Annotated in this window: 11 protein-coding genes; 2 read left to right on the top strand and 9 right to left on the bottom strand. The window is 70.1% G+C overall.

Annotated features, from left to right (window positions below):
• Positions 1 to 185: 185 nt before the first annotated feature.
• Both ABUW04_RS06725 and ABUW04_RS06720 read left to right on the top strand, forming a co-directional pair.
• Positions 186 to 1,463 carry a LolA family protein gene (locus ABUW04_RS06725; RefSeq protein ID WP_380563551.1) on the top strand — a complete coding sequence of 426 codons (1,278 nt, stop codon included), beginning with the start codon at positions 186 to 188 and terminating at the stop codon, positions 1,461 to 1,463.
• Positions 1,464 to 1,825: 362 nt separating this feature from the next.
• Positions 1,826 to 3,136: an ABC transporter substrate-binding protein gene (locus ABUW04_RS06720; RefSeq protein WP_037597119.1), complete on the top strand. Its 1,311-nt coding sequence runs from the start codon at positions 1,826 to 1,828 to the stop codon at positions 3,134 to 3,136.
• A gap of 50 nt (positions 3,137 to 3,186) precedes the next feature.
• Here the strand turns inward: ABUW04_RS06720 and rarD are convergent, their stop codons facing one another.
• From rarD to nuoL, 9 genes are all read right to left on the bottom strand, one after another.
• Positions 3,187 to 4,182, bottom strand: a complete 996-nt coding sequence (gene rarD / locus ABUW04_RS06715; RefSeq protein ID WP_380563550.1) for an EamA family transporter RarD — start codon at positions 4,180 to 4,182, stop codon at positions 3,187 to 3,189.
• Positions 4,183 to 4,254: 72 nt separating this feature from the next.
• Positions 4,255 to 6,318, bottom strand: coding sequence for an APC family permease (locus tag ABUW04_RS06710; RefSeq protein WP_380563549.1), 2,064 nt, complete (start codon positions 6,316 to 6,318; stop codon positions 4,255 to 4,257).
• Between the two features lie 179 nt (positions 6,319 to 6,497).
• Entirely contained in the window at positions 6,498 to 7,496 is a 999-nt protein-coding gene (locus ABUW04_RS06705; protein WP_380563907.1) for a 2-oxoacid:ferredoxin oxidoreductase subunit beta, read from the bottom strand.
• A gap of 62 nt (positions 7,497 to 7,558) precedes the next feature.
• Positions 7,559 to 9,499, bottom strand: coding sequence for a 2-oxoacid:acceptor oxidoreductase subunit alpha (locus ABUW04_RS06700; RefSeq protein ID WP_030261251.1), 1,941 nt, complete (start codon positions 9,497 to 9,499; stop codon positions 7,559 to 7,561).
• 179 nt (positions 9,500 to 9,678) lie between these two features.
• Complete coding sequence (locus ABUW04_RS06695) at positions 9,679 to 10,338, bottom strand: response regulator transcription factor (RefSeq protein ID WP_332262563.1); 660 nt, start codon at positions 10,336 to 10,338, stop codon at positions 9,679 to 9,681.
• Between the two features lie 174 nt (positions 10,339 to 10,512).
• Entirely contained in the window at positions 10,513 to 11,538 is a 1,026-nt protein-coding gene (locus ABUW04_RS06690; protein WP_030261248.1) for a polyprenyl synthetase family protein, read from the bottom strand.
• Positions 11,539 to 11,754: 216 nt separating this feature from the next.
• On the bottom strand, positions 11,755 to 13,410 hold the full coding sequence (nuoN, locus tag ABUW04_RS06685) for an NADH-quinone oxidoreductase subunit NuoN (RefSeq protein WP_030261246.1): 1,656 nt from the start codon (positions 13,408 to 13,410) through the stop codon (positions 11,755 to 11,757).
• Positions 13,407 to 15,059 carry an NADH-quinone oxidoreductase subunit M gene (locus ABUW04_RS06680; RefSeq protein WP_030261244.1) on the bottom strand — a complete coding sequence of 551 codons (1,653 nt, stop codon included), beginning with the start codon at positions 15,057 to 15,059 and terminating at the stop codon, positions 13,407 to 13,409. Before ABUW04_RS06680 ends, nuoN begins: the two co-directional genes overlap by 4 nt.
• A complete protein-coding gene (gene nuoL, locus ABUW04_RS06675) occupies positions 15,056 to 16,951 on the bottom strand; it encodes an NADH-quinone oxidoreductase subunit L (protein WP_380563548.1) in 1,896 nt (631 codons plus the stop codon). The genes ABUW04_RS06680 and nuoL overlap by 4 nt, the downstream gene beginning before the upstream one ends.
• Positions 16,952 to 16,955 lie beyond the last annotated feature (4 nt).

The raw sequence follows: 16,955 nt of genomic DNA, 5'->3' as shown, positions 1-16,955 counted from the left end.
CTTAACGGGGAAAGCCGTCGGCGAACCCTGAGACCGTCTCAGGGTCGGCTGGTTCGCCAGGCTGACCCGACTTCCCCCGCTGGAGCGATCCGCCGGGAACCGGGTAGGCGTCTAATGGAGGGTAAGGGCACGGGCCGTCGAGGGGAGCGGTGCGGCCGGCCGCGCAGACGGAGGGAAACGGCACCATGGCGAACGACGAGAACGAGAACGGGATCGGCCCCGTGCGCATCCCGGCGCCCGGAGCGGGACAGGACCTGCCGGGCGCGGCGACGGCCGCCGGTTCGGCTCCGCGCGGCAGGGGCCGGCGCCGGGTGCTGCTCCCGGCCGCGATCGCGGTGGTCGCGGTGGCGGGGGTGGCCGCGGTACCGGCGCTGGCGGCGAGCTCCTCGGACCTGCCGTCGGTCACCGCACAGCAGCTGCTGACCAAGGTGCTGGCGAGCAAGGCGCAGACCTTCTCCGGCACCGTGCAGGCCAAGGTCGACCTGGGCATCCCCTCGGAGATCGCCGCGGCGATCCCGTCCGCGGTGTCCGGCGCCGGCGGCAGCTCGGCCCAGGCCTCGCAGGCCCAGCTGGCGGAGCAGCAGCTGGTGGCACTGGCCTCGGGCGGAACGCACACCTTCCAGGTGGCCGCGGACGGCAAGGACCGGCAGCGGGTCTCCTCGACCGACTCCGGCTCGGCCTTCACCCTGGTCCACAACGGCAGCTCGGCCTGGGCCTACGACGCGCAGGGGAAGACCGCGACGCACGTCACCGGACTGCGGTCGGGCGCCGCCACCGGCCAGGACAAGGGCCTGACCGACCCGCAGCAGGCCGCCACCCAGGCGCTGGCCGCGCTCGGCTCCTCCACCACGGTGTCGGTGGCCGGCACCTCCAAGGTCGCGGGCCACTCGGTCTACGAGCTCAGCGTGAAGCCCAAGGGCTCGGGCTCGACCATCGGCGAGGTCCGGATCGCGGTGGACGCCGACAACGGGCTGCCGCTCCAGGTGCGGGTGAATCCGTCCGACGGCAGCGACTCGATCCTCAACATCGGGTTCAGCACCGTCTCCTTCACCGCCCCGGCGGCCTCCACCTTCGACTTCACTCCGCCCAGCGGGACCAAGGTGGTCCAGCAGTCGAGCAGCGGTGGTACCGCCGCCGGGCACGGCGCCCTGACCGAAAAGGGCGCGGCCGGAGCCAAGGGTTCGAAGGTCATCCCGGGGAACGGCAGCGCGGACGATCACAACGTCAATACGATCGGCACCGGTTGGAGCACGATCTACCGGTTCGACGCGACGGCGGCCGGCAGCGGTTCGGGCGGCAAGTCCGGTGCGGCCGACGAGCTGGGCGCGATCAAGTCCTTCGGCAAGCAGGTGCCGGGCGGCACGCTGATCTCCACCAAGCTGGTCAATGTCCTGGTCACACCCAAGGGCACGGTCTACGCCGGTGCGGTCACCCCCGCACTGCTGGAGCAGGCTGCGAAGTAGCAGCAGTTCCGTAGCTCAGCGGAACACCCCTGCTACGCAGGGGAATCAGGAGGGGCGTCCGAAGTCGGGCGCCCCTCGCTGCACATTCGCACCACCCGCAGTGGTGTCATTTTCGCGGTCGAATGTATCCGAAATGTGCCCGGAATCCGTCTCAGTGAGCGATTCCTGACTTGACGCACAGGCTTGCCGGACTGTCAGATGATGCCTATTCATCTGAACGTGTGAAGGTAATCTGTGCCGGGTCGTGTGGATCCCCCTCCCTCAGTTCCTGACCGAGCGGCGGCACAGGCAACCTGTGGCGCCCGTGTGCGACGGCGGCACCGCACGATCACTGGCACGACAGGAGTCATCCACACATGGCCATGAGCCGCCGAACCTTCCTTGCCGCTTCCGGAGTCGCAGGAGCGGCCGCAGGCACCGGGCTGCTCTCCGCATGCAGTTCGGGCACCAAGACCACCGCGGGCGCCAACGGCGCACCCACCGAGCTCGAAGTGTTCTCGTGGTGGACCGCCGGCGGTGAGAAGGATGCGCTCAATGCCCTGGTCGCGGTGTTCTCCCAGAGCAATCCGCACGTCGAGTTCATCAACCGGGCGGTCACCGGCGGCGCCGGCGCCAACGCCCAGGCGTTGCTGGCCAAGCGGCTGGCCGCCAAGAACCCCCCGGACACCTTCCAGGCCCAGGCCGGCGCGATGGTCGGCGACTACATCACCGCCGGGCAGGTGGAGGACCTCACCTTCCTCTACCAGCAGCAGGGTTGGGACAAGCAGTTCAACCCGCAGGTGCTGAAGCTGATCCAGCGCGACGGCAAGTACTACTCGGTGCCGGTGGACATCCACCACATCAACGTGCTCTGGTCCAACATCGCGCTGTGCAGGAGCCTCGGCATCAGCACCGCCCCCAAGACCATGACCGAGTTCATCGGCAACCTGAAGAAGGTCAAGGCCGCCGGCAAGATCCCACTGGCCGTCTCCCGTGACCCCGCCCAGGACTGGCAGGTCAAGCACATCATGGAGACGGTGCTGGTCAGCACCCTCAAGGCGGACGACTGGGCGGCCCTGTGGAAGAAGGGCGGCAACTGGAACTCGGCCAAGGTCAGCACCGCGCTCAGCACCTTCCACGAGATCATGGGCTACGCCCCCGGCACCGGCGCCCAGTACACCAGTTGGGACCAGGTCAGCTCGCTGGTCGGCAACGGCGCGGCCGCCTACCAGATCATGGGCGACTGGACCGAGGCCAACTTCGCGGTGACGCTCAAGCTCACCGGCAACATCGACTACACCTGGGCCCCGGTCCCCGGCACCCAGGGGACCTTCCTCTTCGCCGCGGACTGCTTCACCCTGCCGGTGGGCGCCAAGGACCGGGAGGCCTCCGTCGCCTGGCTGACCACCTGCGGCAGCCAGACCGGGCAGGACGACTTCACCTCCGTCAAGGGCGCGATCCCGCCGCGGTCGAACATCAGCGCAGATGAGCGCGACCTGTTCGACCCCTACCTGCAGTGGTCGCTGGACCAGTGGCACAGCGACATCATCGCGGGCTCGCTCACCCACGGCGTGGTCGCCTCCGGGGCCTGGAACACCGCGATCGACCAGGCCGTGATCGGGTACCTCAAGGACAACAGCATCCAGACGCTGCAGAACGCGCTGGTCGCGGCGGCGGCCAAGTACCAGGTCTGAACCGGACCCCACGGTCCTCACGGTCCGGGGGCCGAGGGCGCTCCCCCGCCTCAGCGAGCGGCGGAGGAGCGCCCGTCGGCAGCGGCCGCCTCGACGGCCGGTACGCCGTCGGCCGGCGTGCTGTCGGCACTCCTGCTGTCGGCACTCCTGCCGCCGGCGCCCCTGCGGTCGCGCAGCGCGTCCGCGGTGAGCAGTGCCAGGGCGACCCAGACCAGGGCGAAGCCGGCCCAGCGGGCCGGCGGCATCTGCTCGTGGAAGACGGTGATGCCCAGCCCGAACTGGAACACCGGGGCCAGGTACTGCAGCAGCCCCAGCGTGGTCAGCGGGACCCGTACCGCCGCCGCGCCGAACGCCAGCAGCGGCAGCGCGGTGACCAGTCCACAGAGGACCAGCAGCACGCTGTGGCCCCAGCCGTAGGAGCCGGGCGCGGTCCGGCCCAGGGTGCCGCTGCCGCTGACCGCGAGGTAGACCAGGAAGCCGAACGCGGGGAAGAACTGGAACGCGGTCTCACCGGCCAGGCTCTCCAGGCCGCTCAGCCCGACCTTCTTCTTGATCAGGCCGTAGCCGCCGAAGCTGAAGGCCAGCACCAGCGCGATCCAGGGCAGCCGTCCGTAACCGACCGTCAGCACCAGCACCGCCAGTGCGCCGGTGCCGACCGCCACCCACTGCGCCCGGCGCAGCCGCTCCTTCAGCAGCAGCACCCCGAAGGCGATGGTGACCAGCGGGTTGATGAAGTAGCCGAGCGAGGTCTCGACGACGTGGTCGCTGTTGACCGCCCAGATGTAGACGCCCCAGTTCACCGACACCAGCGCCGCCGCCGAGCCGATCATCAGCAGCCGCCGCGGCTGCCGCAGCAGCGGTCCGATCCAGCTCCAGTGCCGCTGGAACAGCAGGATCCCCGCCACCGCCACCAGTGACCACACCATCCGGTTGGCCAGGATCTCCAGCGCCCCGCTGGGCTTCAACAGCGGCCAGTACAGCGGGAACAGCCCCCAGAGCCCGTAGGCCACCACCCCGAACCAGAATCCGCGCCGCTGCTCGCCCATGCCGCCCGCCCCTTCCGACCGCTCGTCCCTTCTGAGGAAGGTAGAGGGCGGAGGGGTGGGCTGTCATGTCCGTTAAACGGTGACGGTGCTGTCAGCCTCGGCCTCGGCGCGGCTCGGGTGGTCCGGCAGGATGACGTCGAACGGGACGATCGTGGCCACCACGTTGGGCAGCTTGCCGACCGCGCGGGCGATGTGGTCGGCGGTGCGGCGGTGCAGCAGCCGGCCGAGGACCGGCGAGTAGTTGCGCTCCGGGATCAGCAGGGTGATCTGGCTCTTCCGGTCCGCGGTGTTGCGGGTGATCAGCTCCAGCAGCGCCCGGGTGATCCGGCGGTCCGGGCACTGGACGATCTCCAGCGGCAGGTCGCCGACCTCGGCCTCGGCCCACTGCGCCGCCAGCTTCTCCGCCTCCCGGCTGTCGATCATGAAGTGGATGGCCCTGATCTCCTGCGGCCGCAGCGAGCGGGCGTAGGCGATGGCCTTGAGCGCGGCCAGGTCGACCCGGTCCACCAGGATGTACATCAGCTGGCGGCGGTGGCGCGGGGCGGTGGTGTCGGCCGGCGCGGCAGCCAGCGCCTCGGCCTCCTCGCGGTAGCGGCGGTTCACCCGGATCAGCGAGAACACGCCGATCGGGAAGAGCACGACCACCATCCAGGCGCCCTCGGTGAACTTGGTGATCGCGAAGATCGCGACGATGGTGATGGAGGCCGCCGCGGCCAGCGCGTTGATGATCAGCTTGGCGGTGCGGCCGCGCTCGCGGCGGGTCCAGTGGTGCTTCACCAGGCCGGTGCCGGCCATGAAGAAGCCGGTGAAGACGCCGATCGCGTAGAGGCCGAGCAGCTTGTCCAGCTTGGCGTCGGTGCCGATCAGCAGCGCCAGCGAGACGCCGGTGAGGGTGAGGATGCCGGAGGAGAACGCCAGCCGGTGGCCGCGGCGGGTGAGCTGGCGCGGCAGGAAGGAGTCCTCGGCGACGAAGCTGGCCAGGAAGGGGAAGCCGTTGAAGGAGGTGTTGGCGCCGGTGTAGAGGATCAGCGCGGTCGCCAACTGCAGGAAGACCAGTGCGGCCTGGCCGATCCAGGTGCTGCCGAAGACCAGGTCGGCCTCCTGGGACAGCACGCTGGGGTTGCCGCTGCTGAACGGGATGGAGTGGGTCAGGTAGGCCAGCCCGGAGACCCCGAGGACCAGGATCCCCAGCGTGAGCGACATCGCCACCAGGGTCTTCCGGGCGTTGGGGCCCTGCGGGTTGCGGAACGCGCTGACGCCGTTGGAGATGGCCTCCAGGCCGGTCAGCGAGGTGCCTCCGTTGGCGAAGGCCTTGAGCACCAGGAAGACCGAGGCGCCCATCAGCAGGCTGCTGTGGTTGCCGTCCAGGCCCAGCCCCAGCGCGCCGTGGGCGTGCACGTCGGCCTTGGGCAGGTCGCCGGAGAGCAACCGGATGCCGGCCACCACGAACAGCAGCCCCATCCCGGCCATGAACAGGTAGGCCGGCAGCGCGAAGGCCTTGCCCGCCTCGCGTATGCCGCGCAGGTTGCCCCAGCAGAGCAGCAGCACGATGCAGACCGAGATCAGCAACTGGTAGTTGTCGACCCAGTTGTAGGCGTCACCGCCGAGCAGGTGCACCAGTGACAGCAGCGCGGTGGTGCCGGCCGCGGTCTGCACCGCGACCGTGACGATGTAGTCGATCAGCAGCGCCACCGCGGCGACCTGGGCGACGTTGGGGCCGAAGTTCTCCCGGGCCACCACGTAGGAGCCGCCGGCCCGGGTGTAGGCCATGACCACGTCCCGGTAGGAGAGCGTGAGCAGGGTCAGCACGCAGAGGATCGCCAGGGTCACCGGCAGCAGCAGGGTGAAGGCGGCGACGCCGATCACCGGGATCAGGATGGTGAGCATCGCCTCGGAGCCGTACGCCGAGGACGATATGCAGTCCGAGGCCAGGACGCCGAGGGCGACCGGGTTGGACAGCTTCTCGTGGGAGAGCTGCTCGGTGACCAGGGGCTTGCCGAGCAAACCTTTCTTCACCCGGTAGCCCAGGCTCTCCGGCAGCACGGGGAGCGCCGGCGGGGCCACGGACGGCGGCGGCGACGGCGGCCCGTCCGCGGGAGCGGGTGCGGGGCTGCTCACACTGGTGCGGCTGTCCATGGCGGGGTTCCGATCGGAGAGTGCTGCTGTTGTCCGCTGCCATGCATACCCCTAGGCAAACGGACAAACAGGACATAAATACCCACCGTTAAGGATTCGTTGCGGATCTTAGCGACTCTCTAACGCGTGATCCCCCCGAGAGGCTCGGGGGGATCACGGTGGCACTGCTCCTCGGGACCTCAGTCGACCGTCCAGGTGTCGGATCCGGTCAGCAGGGCGCCGAGGTCGCCGCGGCCGCGCTGGGCCACCGCCTGGTCCAGCTGGGTCAGCATCTGGGTGTCGTAGACCGGGCGCTGGACGCTGCGCAGCACCCCGATCGGGGTGTTGTGCAGGGTGTCCTGGGCGGCCAGCCGGGTGAGCGCGAAGGCGGTGGTGGGGCTGTCCGCGTGGGCGTCGTGGACCAGCACCCGGTCGGCGTTGTCCGCGGTGACGGCGGCGGTGGTGAGGTCACCGGTGGCCGGGTCCCGGAAGACGCCCATGCCGTTGTCGGAGCCGAAGCGGATCGGCTGCCCGTGCTCCAGCCGGATCAGCGCGTCGTCCCGGGTGGCGGGCTCCTTGAGGGCGTCGAAGGCGCCGTCGTTGAAGATGTTGCAGTTCTGGTAGATCTCCACCAGAGCGGTGCCCTGGTGCTCGGCGGCGGCGCGCAGCACCGACTGCAGGTGCTTGCGGTCCGAGTCGATGGTCCGGGCGACGAAGCTCGCCTCGGCGCCGACGGCCAGCGACAGCGGGTTGAACGGCGCGTCCAGGGAGCCCATCGGGGTGGACTTGGTGATCTTCCCGACCTCGCTGGTGGGGCTGTACTGCCCCTTGGTCAGACCGTAGATCCGGTTGTTGAACAGCAGGATCTTGAGGTTGACGTTGCGGCGCAGGGCGTGGATCAGGTGGTTGCCGCCGATCGACAGCGCGTCCCCGTCGCCGGTCACCACCCAGACCGACAGGTCCGGACGGGAGGCCGCCAGCCCGGTGGCGATGGCCGGGGCGCGGCCGTGGATGGAGTGCATCCCGTAGGTGTTGAGGTAGTACGGGAAGCGCGAGGAACAGCCGATGCCGGAGACGAAGACGATGTTCTCCCGGGCCAGCCCCAGCTCCGGCAGGAACGACTGGACCGCGGCCAGGATCGCGTAGTCCCCGCAGCCCGGGCACCAGCGCACCTCCTGGTCGGACTTGAAGTCCTTCATGCTCTGCGGGGCGGCGGCCTTGGGGACCAGGCCCAGCGAGGGGAAGGCGTGCGTTTCCGTGCTCACGACTGGACCTCCAACTGGGCGGTGAGTGCGTCGGCGAGCTGCTCGGCCTTGAACGGCAGCCCGGTGACCTGGGTGAACGACTGGGCGTCGACCAGGTACCTGGCGCGCAGCAGATGCGCGAGCTGCCCCAGGTTCATCTCCGGGACCAGAACCCGGTCGTAGCCGGCCAGCACCTCGCCGAGGTTGGCCGGGAAGGGGTTGAGGTGGCGCAGATGCGCCTGGGCGACCTCGCCGCCGGCCGCCCTGACCCGGCGCACCGCGGCGGCGATCGGGCCGTAGGTCGAGCCCCAGCCCAGCACCAGCAGCCCGGCCTTGCCTGAAGGGTCGTCAACGACGAGGTCCGGGACGGTGATCCCGTCGATCTTGGCCTGCCGGATCCGGACCATGTGGTCGTGGTTGGCCGGGTCGTAGGAGATGTTCCCGGTGCCGTCCTGCTTCTCGATGCCGCCGACCCGGTGCTCCAGGCCGGGGGTGCCGGGGACGGCCCAGGGGCGGGCCAGCGTCTCCGGGTCGCGCAGGTAGGGCCAGAAGCTGCCGTCCGGGCGGTTGGGCTCGGTGGCGAACGGGACCCGCAGGTCCGGGAGCTCGTCGGGCTCGGGGATGCGCCAGGGCTCGGAGCCGTTGGCCAGGTAGCCGTCGGAGAGCAGGAACACCGGGGTGCGGTAGGTCAGCGCGATCCGCGCGGCCTCCAGCGCGGCGGTGAAGCAGTCGGCGGCGGTGGCCGGGGCCACGATCGGCACCGGGGCCTCGCCGTTGCGCCCGTACATGGCCTGCAGCAGGTCGGCCTGCTCGGTCTTGGTCGGCAGGCCGGTGGACGGGCCGCCGCGCTGGATGTCGATCACCAGCAGCGGCAGTTCCAGCGACACCGCCAGGCCGATGGTCTCCGACTTCAGCGCCACGCCGGGGCCCGAGGTGGTGGTCACCCCCAGCGAGCCGCCGAAGGCCGCGCCCAGGGCGGCGCCGATGCCGGCGATCTCGTCCTCGGCCTGGAAGGTGCGCACGCCGAAGTTCTTGTGCTTGCTGAGCTCGTGCAGGATGTCGCTGGCCGGGGTGATCGGGTAGGAGCCCAGGAACAGCGGCAGGCCGGACTGCTCGGACGCGGCCACCAGCCCGTAGGCGAGGGCCAGGTTGCCGGAGATGTTGCGGTAGCGGCCGGCCGGGAAGGCGGCGGTGGCCGGGGCCACCTCGTAGGAGACGGCGAAGTCCTCGGTGGTCTCGCCGTAGTTCCAACCGGCCCGGAACGCCGTGACGTTGGCCTCGGCGATGTCGGGCTTGTTGGCGAACTTCACCCGCAGGAAGCGCTCGGTTCCCTCGGTCGGCCGGTGGTACATCCAGCTGAGCAGGCCCAGCGCGAACATGTTCTTGGCCCGCTCGGCGTCCTTGCGGGCCAGGCCGCTGTCCTTGAGCGCCTCGACGGTGAGCGTGGTCAGCGGGACCGGGTGCACCGAGTAGGCGTCCAGCGCGCCGTCGCCGAGCGGGTCGGCCGCGTAGCCGACCTTGGCCAGCGCCCGCTTGGTGAACTCGTCGGTGTTGACGATGATCTCCGCACCGCGCGGCACGTCGCCGAGGTTGGCCTTCAGCGCCGCCGGGTTCATCGCCACCAGCACGTGCGGGGCGTCGCCGGGGGTCAGGATGTCGTGGTCGGCGAAGTGCAGCTGGAAGCTGGAGACGCCGGGCAGGGTCCCTGCGGGGGCCCGGATCTCGGCGGGGAAGTTCGGCAGCGTGGAGAGGTCGTTGCCGAAGCCGGCGGTCTCCGTGGTGAAACGGTCGCCGGTGAGTTGCATGCCGTCGCCGGAGTCCCCGGCGAAGCGGATCACCACCCGGTCGAGCTTGGTCACCCGCTTGCCGTCGCCGTTCTGCGCGGGCATGCCCGCGACCGGCGCTACCGGCAGTGGCTCGTCTTCCGTGGACTCCGAAACCTCGACCTGACTGGTCACCGGACTGGCCTCCCTAGACGCCCCGGCACCGTGTTGACCGGTGCCCTGCCTGGCATCCTATGCCGGTGGCCGACCGCCGTGCGGCAAGCCCGCGACATCCCTCTGACCTTGCCCGACAGCTTATCTGACTATCCATCAGATGTGGTGCAGGAGACAGGTTCCCGAGGTTTAGGAGTTGTTCAGGAGTTGAGGTGCGTGAGCACCGCCAGCACCCTGCGGTGGTCGTCCGAGCTCTGGGTCAGCCCCAGCTTCATGAAGATGTTGCTGACGTGCTTCTCCACCGCGCCGTCGGACACCACCAGTTGCTTGGCGATGGCGCTGTTGGTCCGCCCCTCCGCCATCAGCCCCAGCACCTCGCGCTCACGGGGCGTCAGCGCGTCCAGCACGTCGTGCCTGCGGCTGCGGCCGAGCAGCTGCGCCACCACCTCCGGGTCCAGCGCGGTGCCGCCCTCGGCGACCCGCACCACCGCCTCGGTGAACTCGCGGACGTCCGCCACCCGGTCCTTGAGCAGGTAGCCCACCCCGCGGGTGGAGCCGGCCAGCAGCTCGGAGGCGTAGCGCTCCTCGACGTACTGGGAGAGCACCAGCGTCCCCACCCCGGGATGCCGCCTGCGCAGCTCCACGCAGGCCCTGACGCCCTCGTCGGTGTGGGTGGGGGGCATCCGCACGTCGGCGACCACCACGTCCGGCAGGGTGTTCGCTGCCGCGAGGGTGTCGATCAGGGCGAGCAGTTCCTCACCGTCGCCGACCCCGCCGACGACCTCAAGCCCTCTGTCGGCGAGGAGTCTGGTCAGACCCTCCCGCAGCAGAACCGAATCCTCGGCGATCACCACTTGCAGCACAGTGCGCTCCCCCGTTCTGGGCTCTGGTCTGTCGCGCGGGTGCGGGAGGTGCCGGCTTGCTGTTCGCGCAGTTCCCCGCACCCCCAGCTGTTTGCAAGCGGGCCAGTTGCACCCCTCAGGGGCGCGGGGAACTGCGCGAACCCCAGCCCCGCACTACCCGCACCCGACCGGTCACATCGTACGCAGCGCGACGACGTCGCAGAGCCCTTCCAGGGCCGACTTGGCCGGGCAGTCGGGCAGGGGTGCCAGCAGTCCGCGGGCCTCCTCGGAGTACCGCAGCGTGTCCTCGCGGGCCCGCGCCAGCGCCGGGTGGCTCCGGAAGAGCGTGAGCGCCTCCGCGTGGCGCTCGTCCGCGGCCGGGTCGTCGGCGGGGAAGCCGGCGTCGAGGAGTTCACGCAGCCGCAGGTCACCGGGGACCGAGGGGTCCGGCGCCGCCGCGCGCAGCAGCAGTTCGGGGAGGGTCGGCACGCCCTCGCGCAGGTCCGTGCCGGGGGTCTTGCCGGACTCGTGGCTGTCGCTGGTGATGTCCAGCAGGTCGTCGGCGATCTGGAACGCGGTACCGATGCGTTCGCCGTACTGGGTGACGATGTTCACCACGGCCTCGTCCGCGCCCGCCATCAGCGCGCCCAGGTGGCCGGAGACCGCGATCAGCGAGCCGGTCTTGCCGGAGATCACGTCCAGGTAGTGCTGGACCGGGTCGTCCTCGGGGCGGGGTCCGGCGGTCTCCAGGATCTGGCCGGTGACCAGCCGCTCGAACGCGTCGGCCTGGACCCGGACCGCCTCCGGGCCGAGGTCGGCGAGGATCTTGGAGGCGCGGGAGAACAGGAAGTCGCCGGTGAGGATGGCGACCGAGTTGTCCCAGCGGGCGTTGGCGCTGGGCGTGCCGCGCCGCATCACCGCCTCGTCCATGACGTCGTCGTGGTAGAGGGTGGCCAGGTGGGTCAGCTCCACCACCACGGCGGAGGGGACCACGCCGGGCGCGTTGGGATCGCCGAACTGCGCGGCGAGCAGCACCAGCAGGGGACGGAGGCGCTTGCCACCGGCCTCCTTGAGGTGCTGCGCGGTGACTGTGATGAACGGCACGTCGCTCTTGGTGGCCTCCGCGAGCGCCTGCTCGACGGCGGCGAGTCCGATCTGGACGTCTGCTTCCAGTGCCTGGTTCTGCACGCTCAGCCCGAAGGGCCCCACGACGGTCACCGGGAACTCTCCTGTCGCTGGTCGGTCCATATGTCGATTCTCATCACACGACGTCTCCATCGAGCCCGCCGCGCCCATGGTGTGCAGCGTATCCGGTCCGAAGAGGATCTCTGTGCCTGGCTTGCGCTCCGATCAACGAGCGGCCGCCGGGACACGTGCCCCGGCCGGGCCCTCCGCGGGGAGCGGATGGCCCGGCCGGACGGCGCGTTGCGGATGTCAGCGGACGAAGACGGAGGCCTGGTCGGCCAGGTGCAGGAAGTACTGCGGCAGGATCCCCAGCCCCAGGGTGACCAGGACGCCCAGGGCGATCGCGGTCGCCGTGAAGGCGCTGGGGACGGCGACCGTGGGCCCATCCGGCCGGGGGTCGGAGAAGAACATCAGCACGATCACCCGGATGTAGAAGAACGCCGCCACCGCCGAGGACAGCACACCGACGATCACCAGCGGGGTCGCCCCGCTGCTCGCCGCCGCCTGGAAGACGGCGAACTTCCCGGCGAAACCACTGGTCAGCGGGATACCGGCGAAGGCGAGCAGGAAGAGCGCGAAGGTGGCCGCCACCAGCGGCGAGCGCCGGCCCAGACCGGCCCAGCGGGAGAGGTGGGTGGCCTCGCCGCCGGCGTCGCGGACCAGGGTGACCACCGCGAAGGCGCCGAGGGTCACGAAGGAGTAGGCGCCGAGGTAGAACAGCACCGCCGACACGCCCGCCTTGTTCATCGCGATCACGCCGGTGAGGATGAACCCGGCGTGGGCGATCGAGGAGTAGGCGAGCAGCCGCTTCACATCGGTCTGGGTGACCGCGATGATCGCGCCGACCACCATGGTGAGGATCGCCACACCCCAGAGCACCGGGCGCCAGTCCCAGGTGACCCCGGGGAAGGCCGCGTAGAGCAGTCGCAGCAGCGCGCCGAAGGCGGCGACCTTGGTGGCGGCGGCCATGAAGCCGGTGACCGGGGTGGGGGCGCCCTGGTAGACGTCCGGGGTCCAAGCGTGGAAGGGGACCGCGCCGACCTTGAACAGCAGGCCGACGCCCAGCATGGCCAGGCCGATCAGCAACAGCGCGTCATTGGCGGTGGTGTTGGCCAGCGCCGGGGTCGGCGTGGCCGTACCGGAGACCACGTCGGCGATGCCGCCGAGCGAGACGGTGCCCGCGTAGCCGTAGATCAGCGCCAGGCCGAACAGGAAGAAGGCCGAGGAGAAGGCGCCGAGCAGGAAGTACTTGACCGCCGCCTCCTGCGAGAGCAGGCGCCGGCGCCGGGCCAGGGCACAGAGCAGGTAGAGCGGGAGCGAGAAGACCTCCAGCGCCACGAACATGGTCAGCAGGTCGCTGGCGGCCGGGAAGAGCAGCATCCCGCCGACGGCGAACATGGTGAGCGGGAAGACCTCGGTGGTGGCGAAGCCGGAGCGGGCGGCGGACTTCTCCGCGTCGCTGCCGGGGACGGTCGCCGCCTGCGGCGCGAAGGCGTCCACCGGGGCGCCGGTGGAGCTGCGGGGCTCCAGATGGCGTTCGGCGAAGCCCAGTACCGCGACGATGGCGACCAGGGCGATGGTGCCCTGCAGGAAGAGTGACGGTCCGTCGACCGCGACCGCGCCCATCGCGGCCAGGTGCGCGTTGGCGCCGGCGTAGCCCTTGGCGGCCAGCACCACGATGGCGACGAAGGCGCCGATCAGCCCGGCCATGGCGATGCCGACCTGGGCCCAGTAGCGGTTGCGGCGGGGCAGGAACGCCTCGGCGAGGATGCCGAGCGCCGCCGCGCCGAAGACCACCAGCATCGGCGAGAGCTGGGCGTACTCGATGTGCGGCGTCGGGATGGTCTGCGTCGTGGACGACGCGGCCACTGTCCACAGGCTGTGGACGGCGATGGGCGCGCTCACTGGCCACCTCCCTGGCTGTTGGCGGCTGCCACCTGGGCAGCCGTGATCGGGTGCGCGGGCGCGGGGTCGGTGCGGTGCACGTCCGACATGGTGTCCCGCACCGCCGGGTTGACGATGTCGGCGATCGGCCGGGGGTAGACGCCGAGGAACAGCAGCAGCGCGATCAGCGGGGTGACCACCACCAGCTCGCGGGCGTGCAGATCGCGGAAGCCGGCCACCTCGGGCTTGACCGGCCCGGTCATGGTGCGCTGGTAGAGCACCAGCACGTAGAGCGCGGCCAGGACGATGCCGATGGTGGCGATGATCCCGATGGCCGGGTACCGGGTGAAGGTGCCGACCAGGACCAGGAACTCACTGACGAAGGGCGCCAGCCCGGGCAGCGAGAGGGTGGCCAGTCCGCCGATCATGAACGTCCCGGCCAGCACCGGGGCGACCTTCTGCACGCCGCCGTAGTCGGCGATCAGCCTGCTGCCCCGACGGGACATCAGGAAGCCCGCCACCAGCAGCAGGGCGGCGGTGGAGATGCCGTGGTTGACCATGTAGAGGGTCGCCCCGGCCTGGCCCTGGCTGGTCATCGCGAAGATGCCCATGATGATGAAGCCGAAGTGCGAGATCGAGGCGTAGGCGATCAGCCGCTTGATGTCCTTCTGACCCACCGCCAGCAGCGCCCCGTAGATGATCCCGATCAGCGAGAGCACCAGGATCGCCGGCCCGAAGGTCTTGGAGGCGTCCGGGAAGAGCTGCAGGCAGAAGCGCAGCATCGCGTAGGTGCCGACCTTGTCGACCACTGCGGTGATCAGCACGGCGACACCGGGGGTGGCCTCGCCCATGGCGTTGGGCAGCCAGGTGTGCAGCGGCCACAGCGGGGCCTTCACCGCGAAGGCGAACATGAAGCCCAGGAACAGCGCCTTCTCGGCGACCGGGGAGAAGTGCAGCTTCCCGGAGGCCAGCGCCTGGGTGATGGTGCCGAGGTCGAAGGTGCCGTGGCCGTCGGTGCCGATGCCCTGCTTGGCGGTGATGACGTAGAGGCCGATCACCGCGGCCAGCATGATCAGGCCGCCGAGCAGGTTGTAGAGCAGGAACTTGACCGCCGCGTAGGAGCGCTGGCGGGCGTCCTCGCCCACGGTGCGGTCGCCGAAGCCGCCGATGAGGAAGTACATCGGGATCAGCATGGCTTCAAAGAAGACGTAGAACAGGAAGACGTCGGTGGCCTCGAAGGAGAGCACCACCATCGCCTCCACCGCCAGGATCAGCGCGAAGAAGCCCTGGGTGCGGCGGTTGCGCTCGAAGGTGCCGGCGTCGTTGGCGACCGGGTCGGCGTCGTGCCAGGAGGCGAGCATGACGACGGGCACCAGGACGGCGGTCAGCAGGATCAGGACGACCGCGATGCCGTCCACGCCGAGGCTGTAGCCGATGCCGAAGTCCGAGATCCAGGAGTGGTACTCGGTCATCTGGTAGCGCGCGCCGCCCGGCTTGAAGCGGATCGCGACGATGGCCGCCAGCACCAGTGTGAGGACCGAGACCCCCAGCGGCAGAACCTTGTTGACGTCCCGTCGCTTGGCCGAGGTCGCGGCGGGCAGCGCGGCGGTGAGGACCGCGCCGACCGCCGGGAGCGCGGCGGCGACCGTGAGGAGAGGAAAGGAACTCATACGGCCCTCATCAGGAGAGTGGTGGCGACCAGCACCAGCGCACCGCCGAACATCGACAGCGCGTAGGAGCGGACGTAGCCGTTCTGCAGCTTGCGCATCCGGCCCGAGGTCCCGCCGACGGCGGCGGCGATGCCGTTGACCACGCCGTCGAAGCCCTTGGCGTCCAGATAGACCAGGAAGCGGGTGAGGTGCGTGCCGCCGCCGACCAGCACGACGTGGTTGAAGTCGTCCTGCAGCAGGTCGCGGCGGGCCGCCCGGGTGAGCAGCGAGCCGACCGGCGGGGTGGCCGGGACCGGCTGCCGTCCGTACATCAGCCAGGAGACCAGCACGCCGAGGGCGATCACCACGAAGGTGACGCCGGAGACGGTCCAGCTGCTCAGCGGGGAGTGGCCCTCCTCGTGGCCGGTGACCGGGGTCAGCCAGTTGACGAAGGAGCTGTTCCAGGCGAACAGGGCGCCGGCGCCGACCGAGCCGATGGACAGCACCACCATCGGGATGCCCATGGTCTTCGGCGACTCGTGCGGGTGCGGCTCGTGCCCCTCGGCGTCGGGCTGCCAGCGCTTCTCGCCGAAGAAGGTCATCAGCATCACCCGGGTCATGTAGAACGCGGTGACCGCGGCGCCGACCAGGGCGGCGCAGCCGAGGATCCAGCCCTCAGTGCCGCCGTGGGCGAACGCCGCCTCGATGATCTTGTCCTTGGAGAAGAAGCCCGACAGGCCCGGGAAGCCGATGATGGCGAGGTAGCCGAGGCCGAAGGTGACGAAGGTCAGCGGCATGTAGCTGCGCAGGCCGCCGTACTTGCGCATGTCGACCTCGTCGTTCATGCCGTGCATCACCGAGCCGGCACCGAGGAACAGCCCGGCCTTGAAGAAGCCGTGGGTGACCAGGTGCATGATCGCGAAGACGTAGCCGATCGGGCCGAGGCCGGCCGCCATCACCATGTAGCCGATCTGCGACATCGTCGATCCGGCCAGGGCCTTCTTGATGTCGTCCTTGGCGCAACCGACGATGGCACCGAAGAGCAGCGTCACCGCGCCCACGCACACCGTCGCCAGCTGGGCGGTCGGGGCGAGGTTGAAGATGGCGCTGGAGCGGGTGATCAGGTAGACGCCGGCGGTGACCATGGTGGCGGCGTGGATCAGGGCCGAGACCGGGGTCGGGCCCTCCATCGCGTCACCGAGCCAGGACTGCAGCGGCACCTGGGCCGACTTGCCGCAGGCGGCCAGCAGCAGCATCAGCCCGATGCCGGTCAGCGTCCCCTGCGAGGCGGTGTGGGCCGCGCCGAAGACCGGACCGAAGGCGAAGGTCCCGAAGGTGCTGAACATCAGCATGATGGCGATCGAGAGGCCGATGTCGCCGACCCGGTTGACCAGGAACGCCTTCTTGGCGGCGGTGGCCGCGCTGGGCTTGTGCTGCCAGAAGCCGATCAGCAGGTACGAGGCCAGGCCCACGCCCTCCCAGCCGACGTACAGCAGCAGGTAGTTGTCGGCGAGGACCAGCAGCAGCATCGCCGCCAGGAAGAGGTTGAGGTAGCCGAAGAAACGGCGGCGGCGCTCGTCGTGCGCCATGTAGCCGACCGAGTAGAGATGGATCAGCGAGCCGACGCCGGTGATCAGCAGCACGAACACGACCGAGAGCTGGTCGAGTTGGAAGCCGATCTGGGCCTGGAAGCCCTCGACCGGCACCCAGGTGAACAGGTGGTCGAAGGCCGGGCGCTGCGCGGTTGAGCGGCTCAGCATGTCGAAGAACAGGGCGAGCCCCACGCCGAAGGAGGCGGTGGAGGCGAGGACGCCCAGCCAGTGGCCGAAGCGGTCCAGGCGGCGACCGCCCAGCAGGAGCACGGCGGCTCCGGCCAGGGGTAGCCCAACCAGTACGGGGATGAGATTGTCCACGGTG

Origin of the sequence: Streptacidiphilus jeojiensis (assembly GCF_042510965.1) — a bacterium.
GTDB lineage: Bacteria > Actinomycetota > Actinomycetes > Streptomycetales > Streptomycetaceae > Streptacidiphilus > Streptacidiphilus jeojiensis.
The sequence above is the reverse complement of the archived record's forward strand: the minus strand, read 5'-3'. Positions and strand labels throughout refer to the sequence as shown.

What these genes read in the sequence shown, in the direction of transcription:
- ABUW04_RS06725 (WP_380563551.1), top strand. Translation starts at nt 186, where the DNA reads ATGGCGAACGACGAGAACGAGAACGGGATCGGCCCCGTGCGCATCCCG.
- ABUW04_RS06720 (WP_037597119.1), top strand. Translation starts at nt 1,826, where the DNA reads ATGAGCCGCCGAACCTTCCTTGCCGCTTCCGGAGTCGCAGGAGCGGCC.
- rarD (WP_380563550.1), bottom strand. Translation starts at nt 4,182, where the DNA reads ATGGGCGAGCAGCGGCGCGGATTCTGGTTCGGGGTGGTGGCCTACGGG.
- ABUW04_RS06710 (WP_380563549.1), bottom strand. Translation starts at nt 6,318, where the DNA reads ATGGACAGCCGCACCAGTGTGAGCAGCCCCGCACCCGCTCCCGCGGAC.
- ABUW04_RS06705 (WP_380563907.1), bottom strand. Translation starts at nt 7,496, where the DNA reads ATGAAGGACTTCAAGTCCGACCAGGAGGTGCGCTGGTGCCCGGGCTGC.
- ABUW04_RS06680 (WP_030261244.1), bottom strand. Translation starts at nt 15,059, where the DNA reads ATGAGTTCCTTTCCTCTCCTCACGGTCGCCGCCGCGCTCCCGGCGGTC.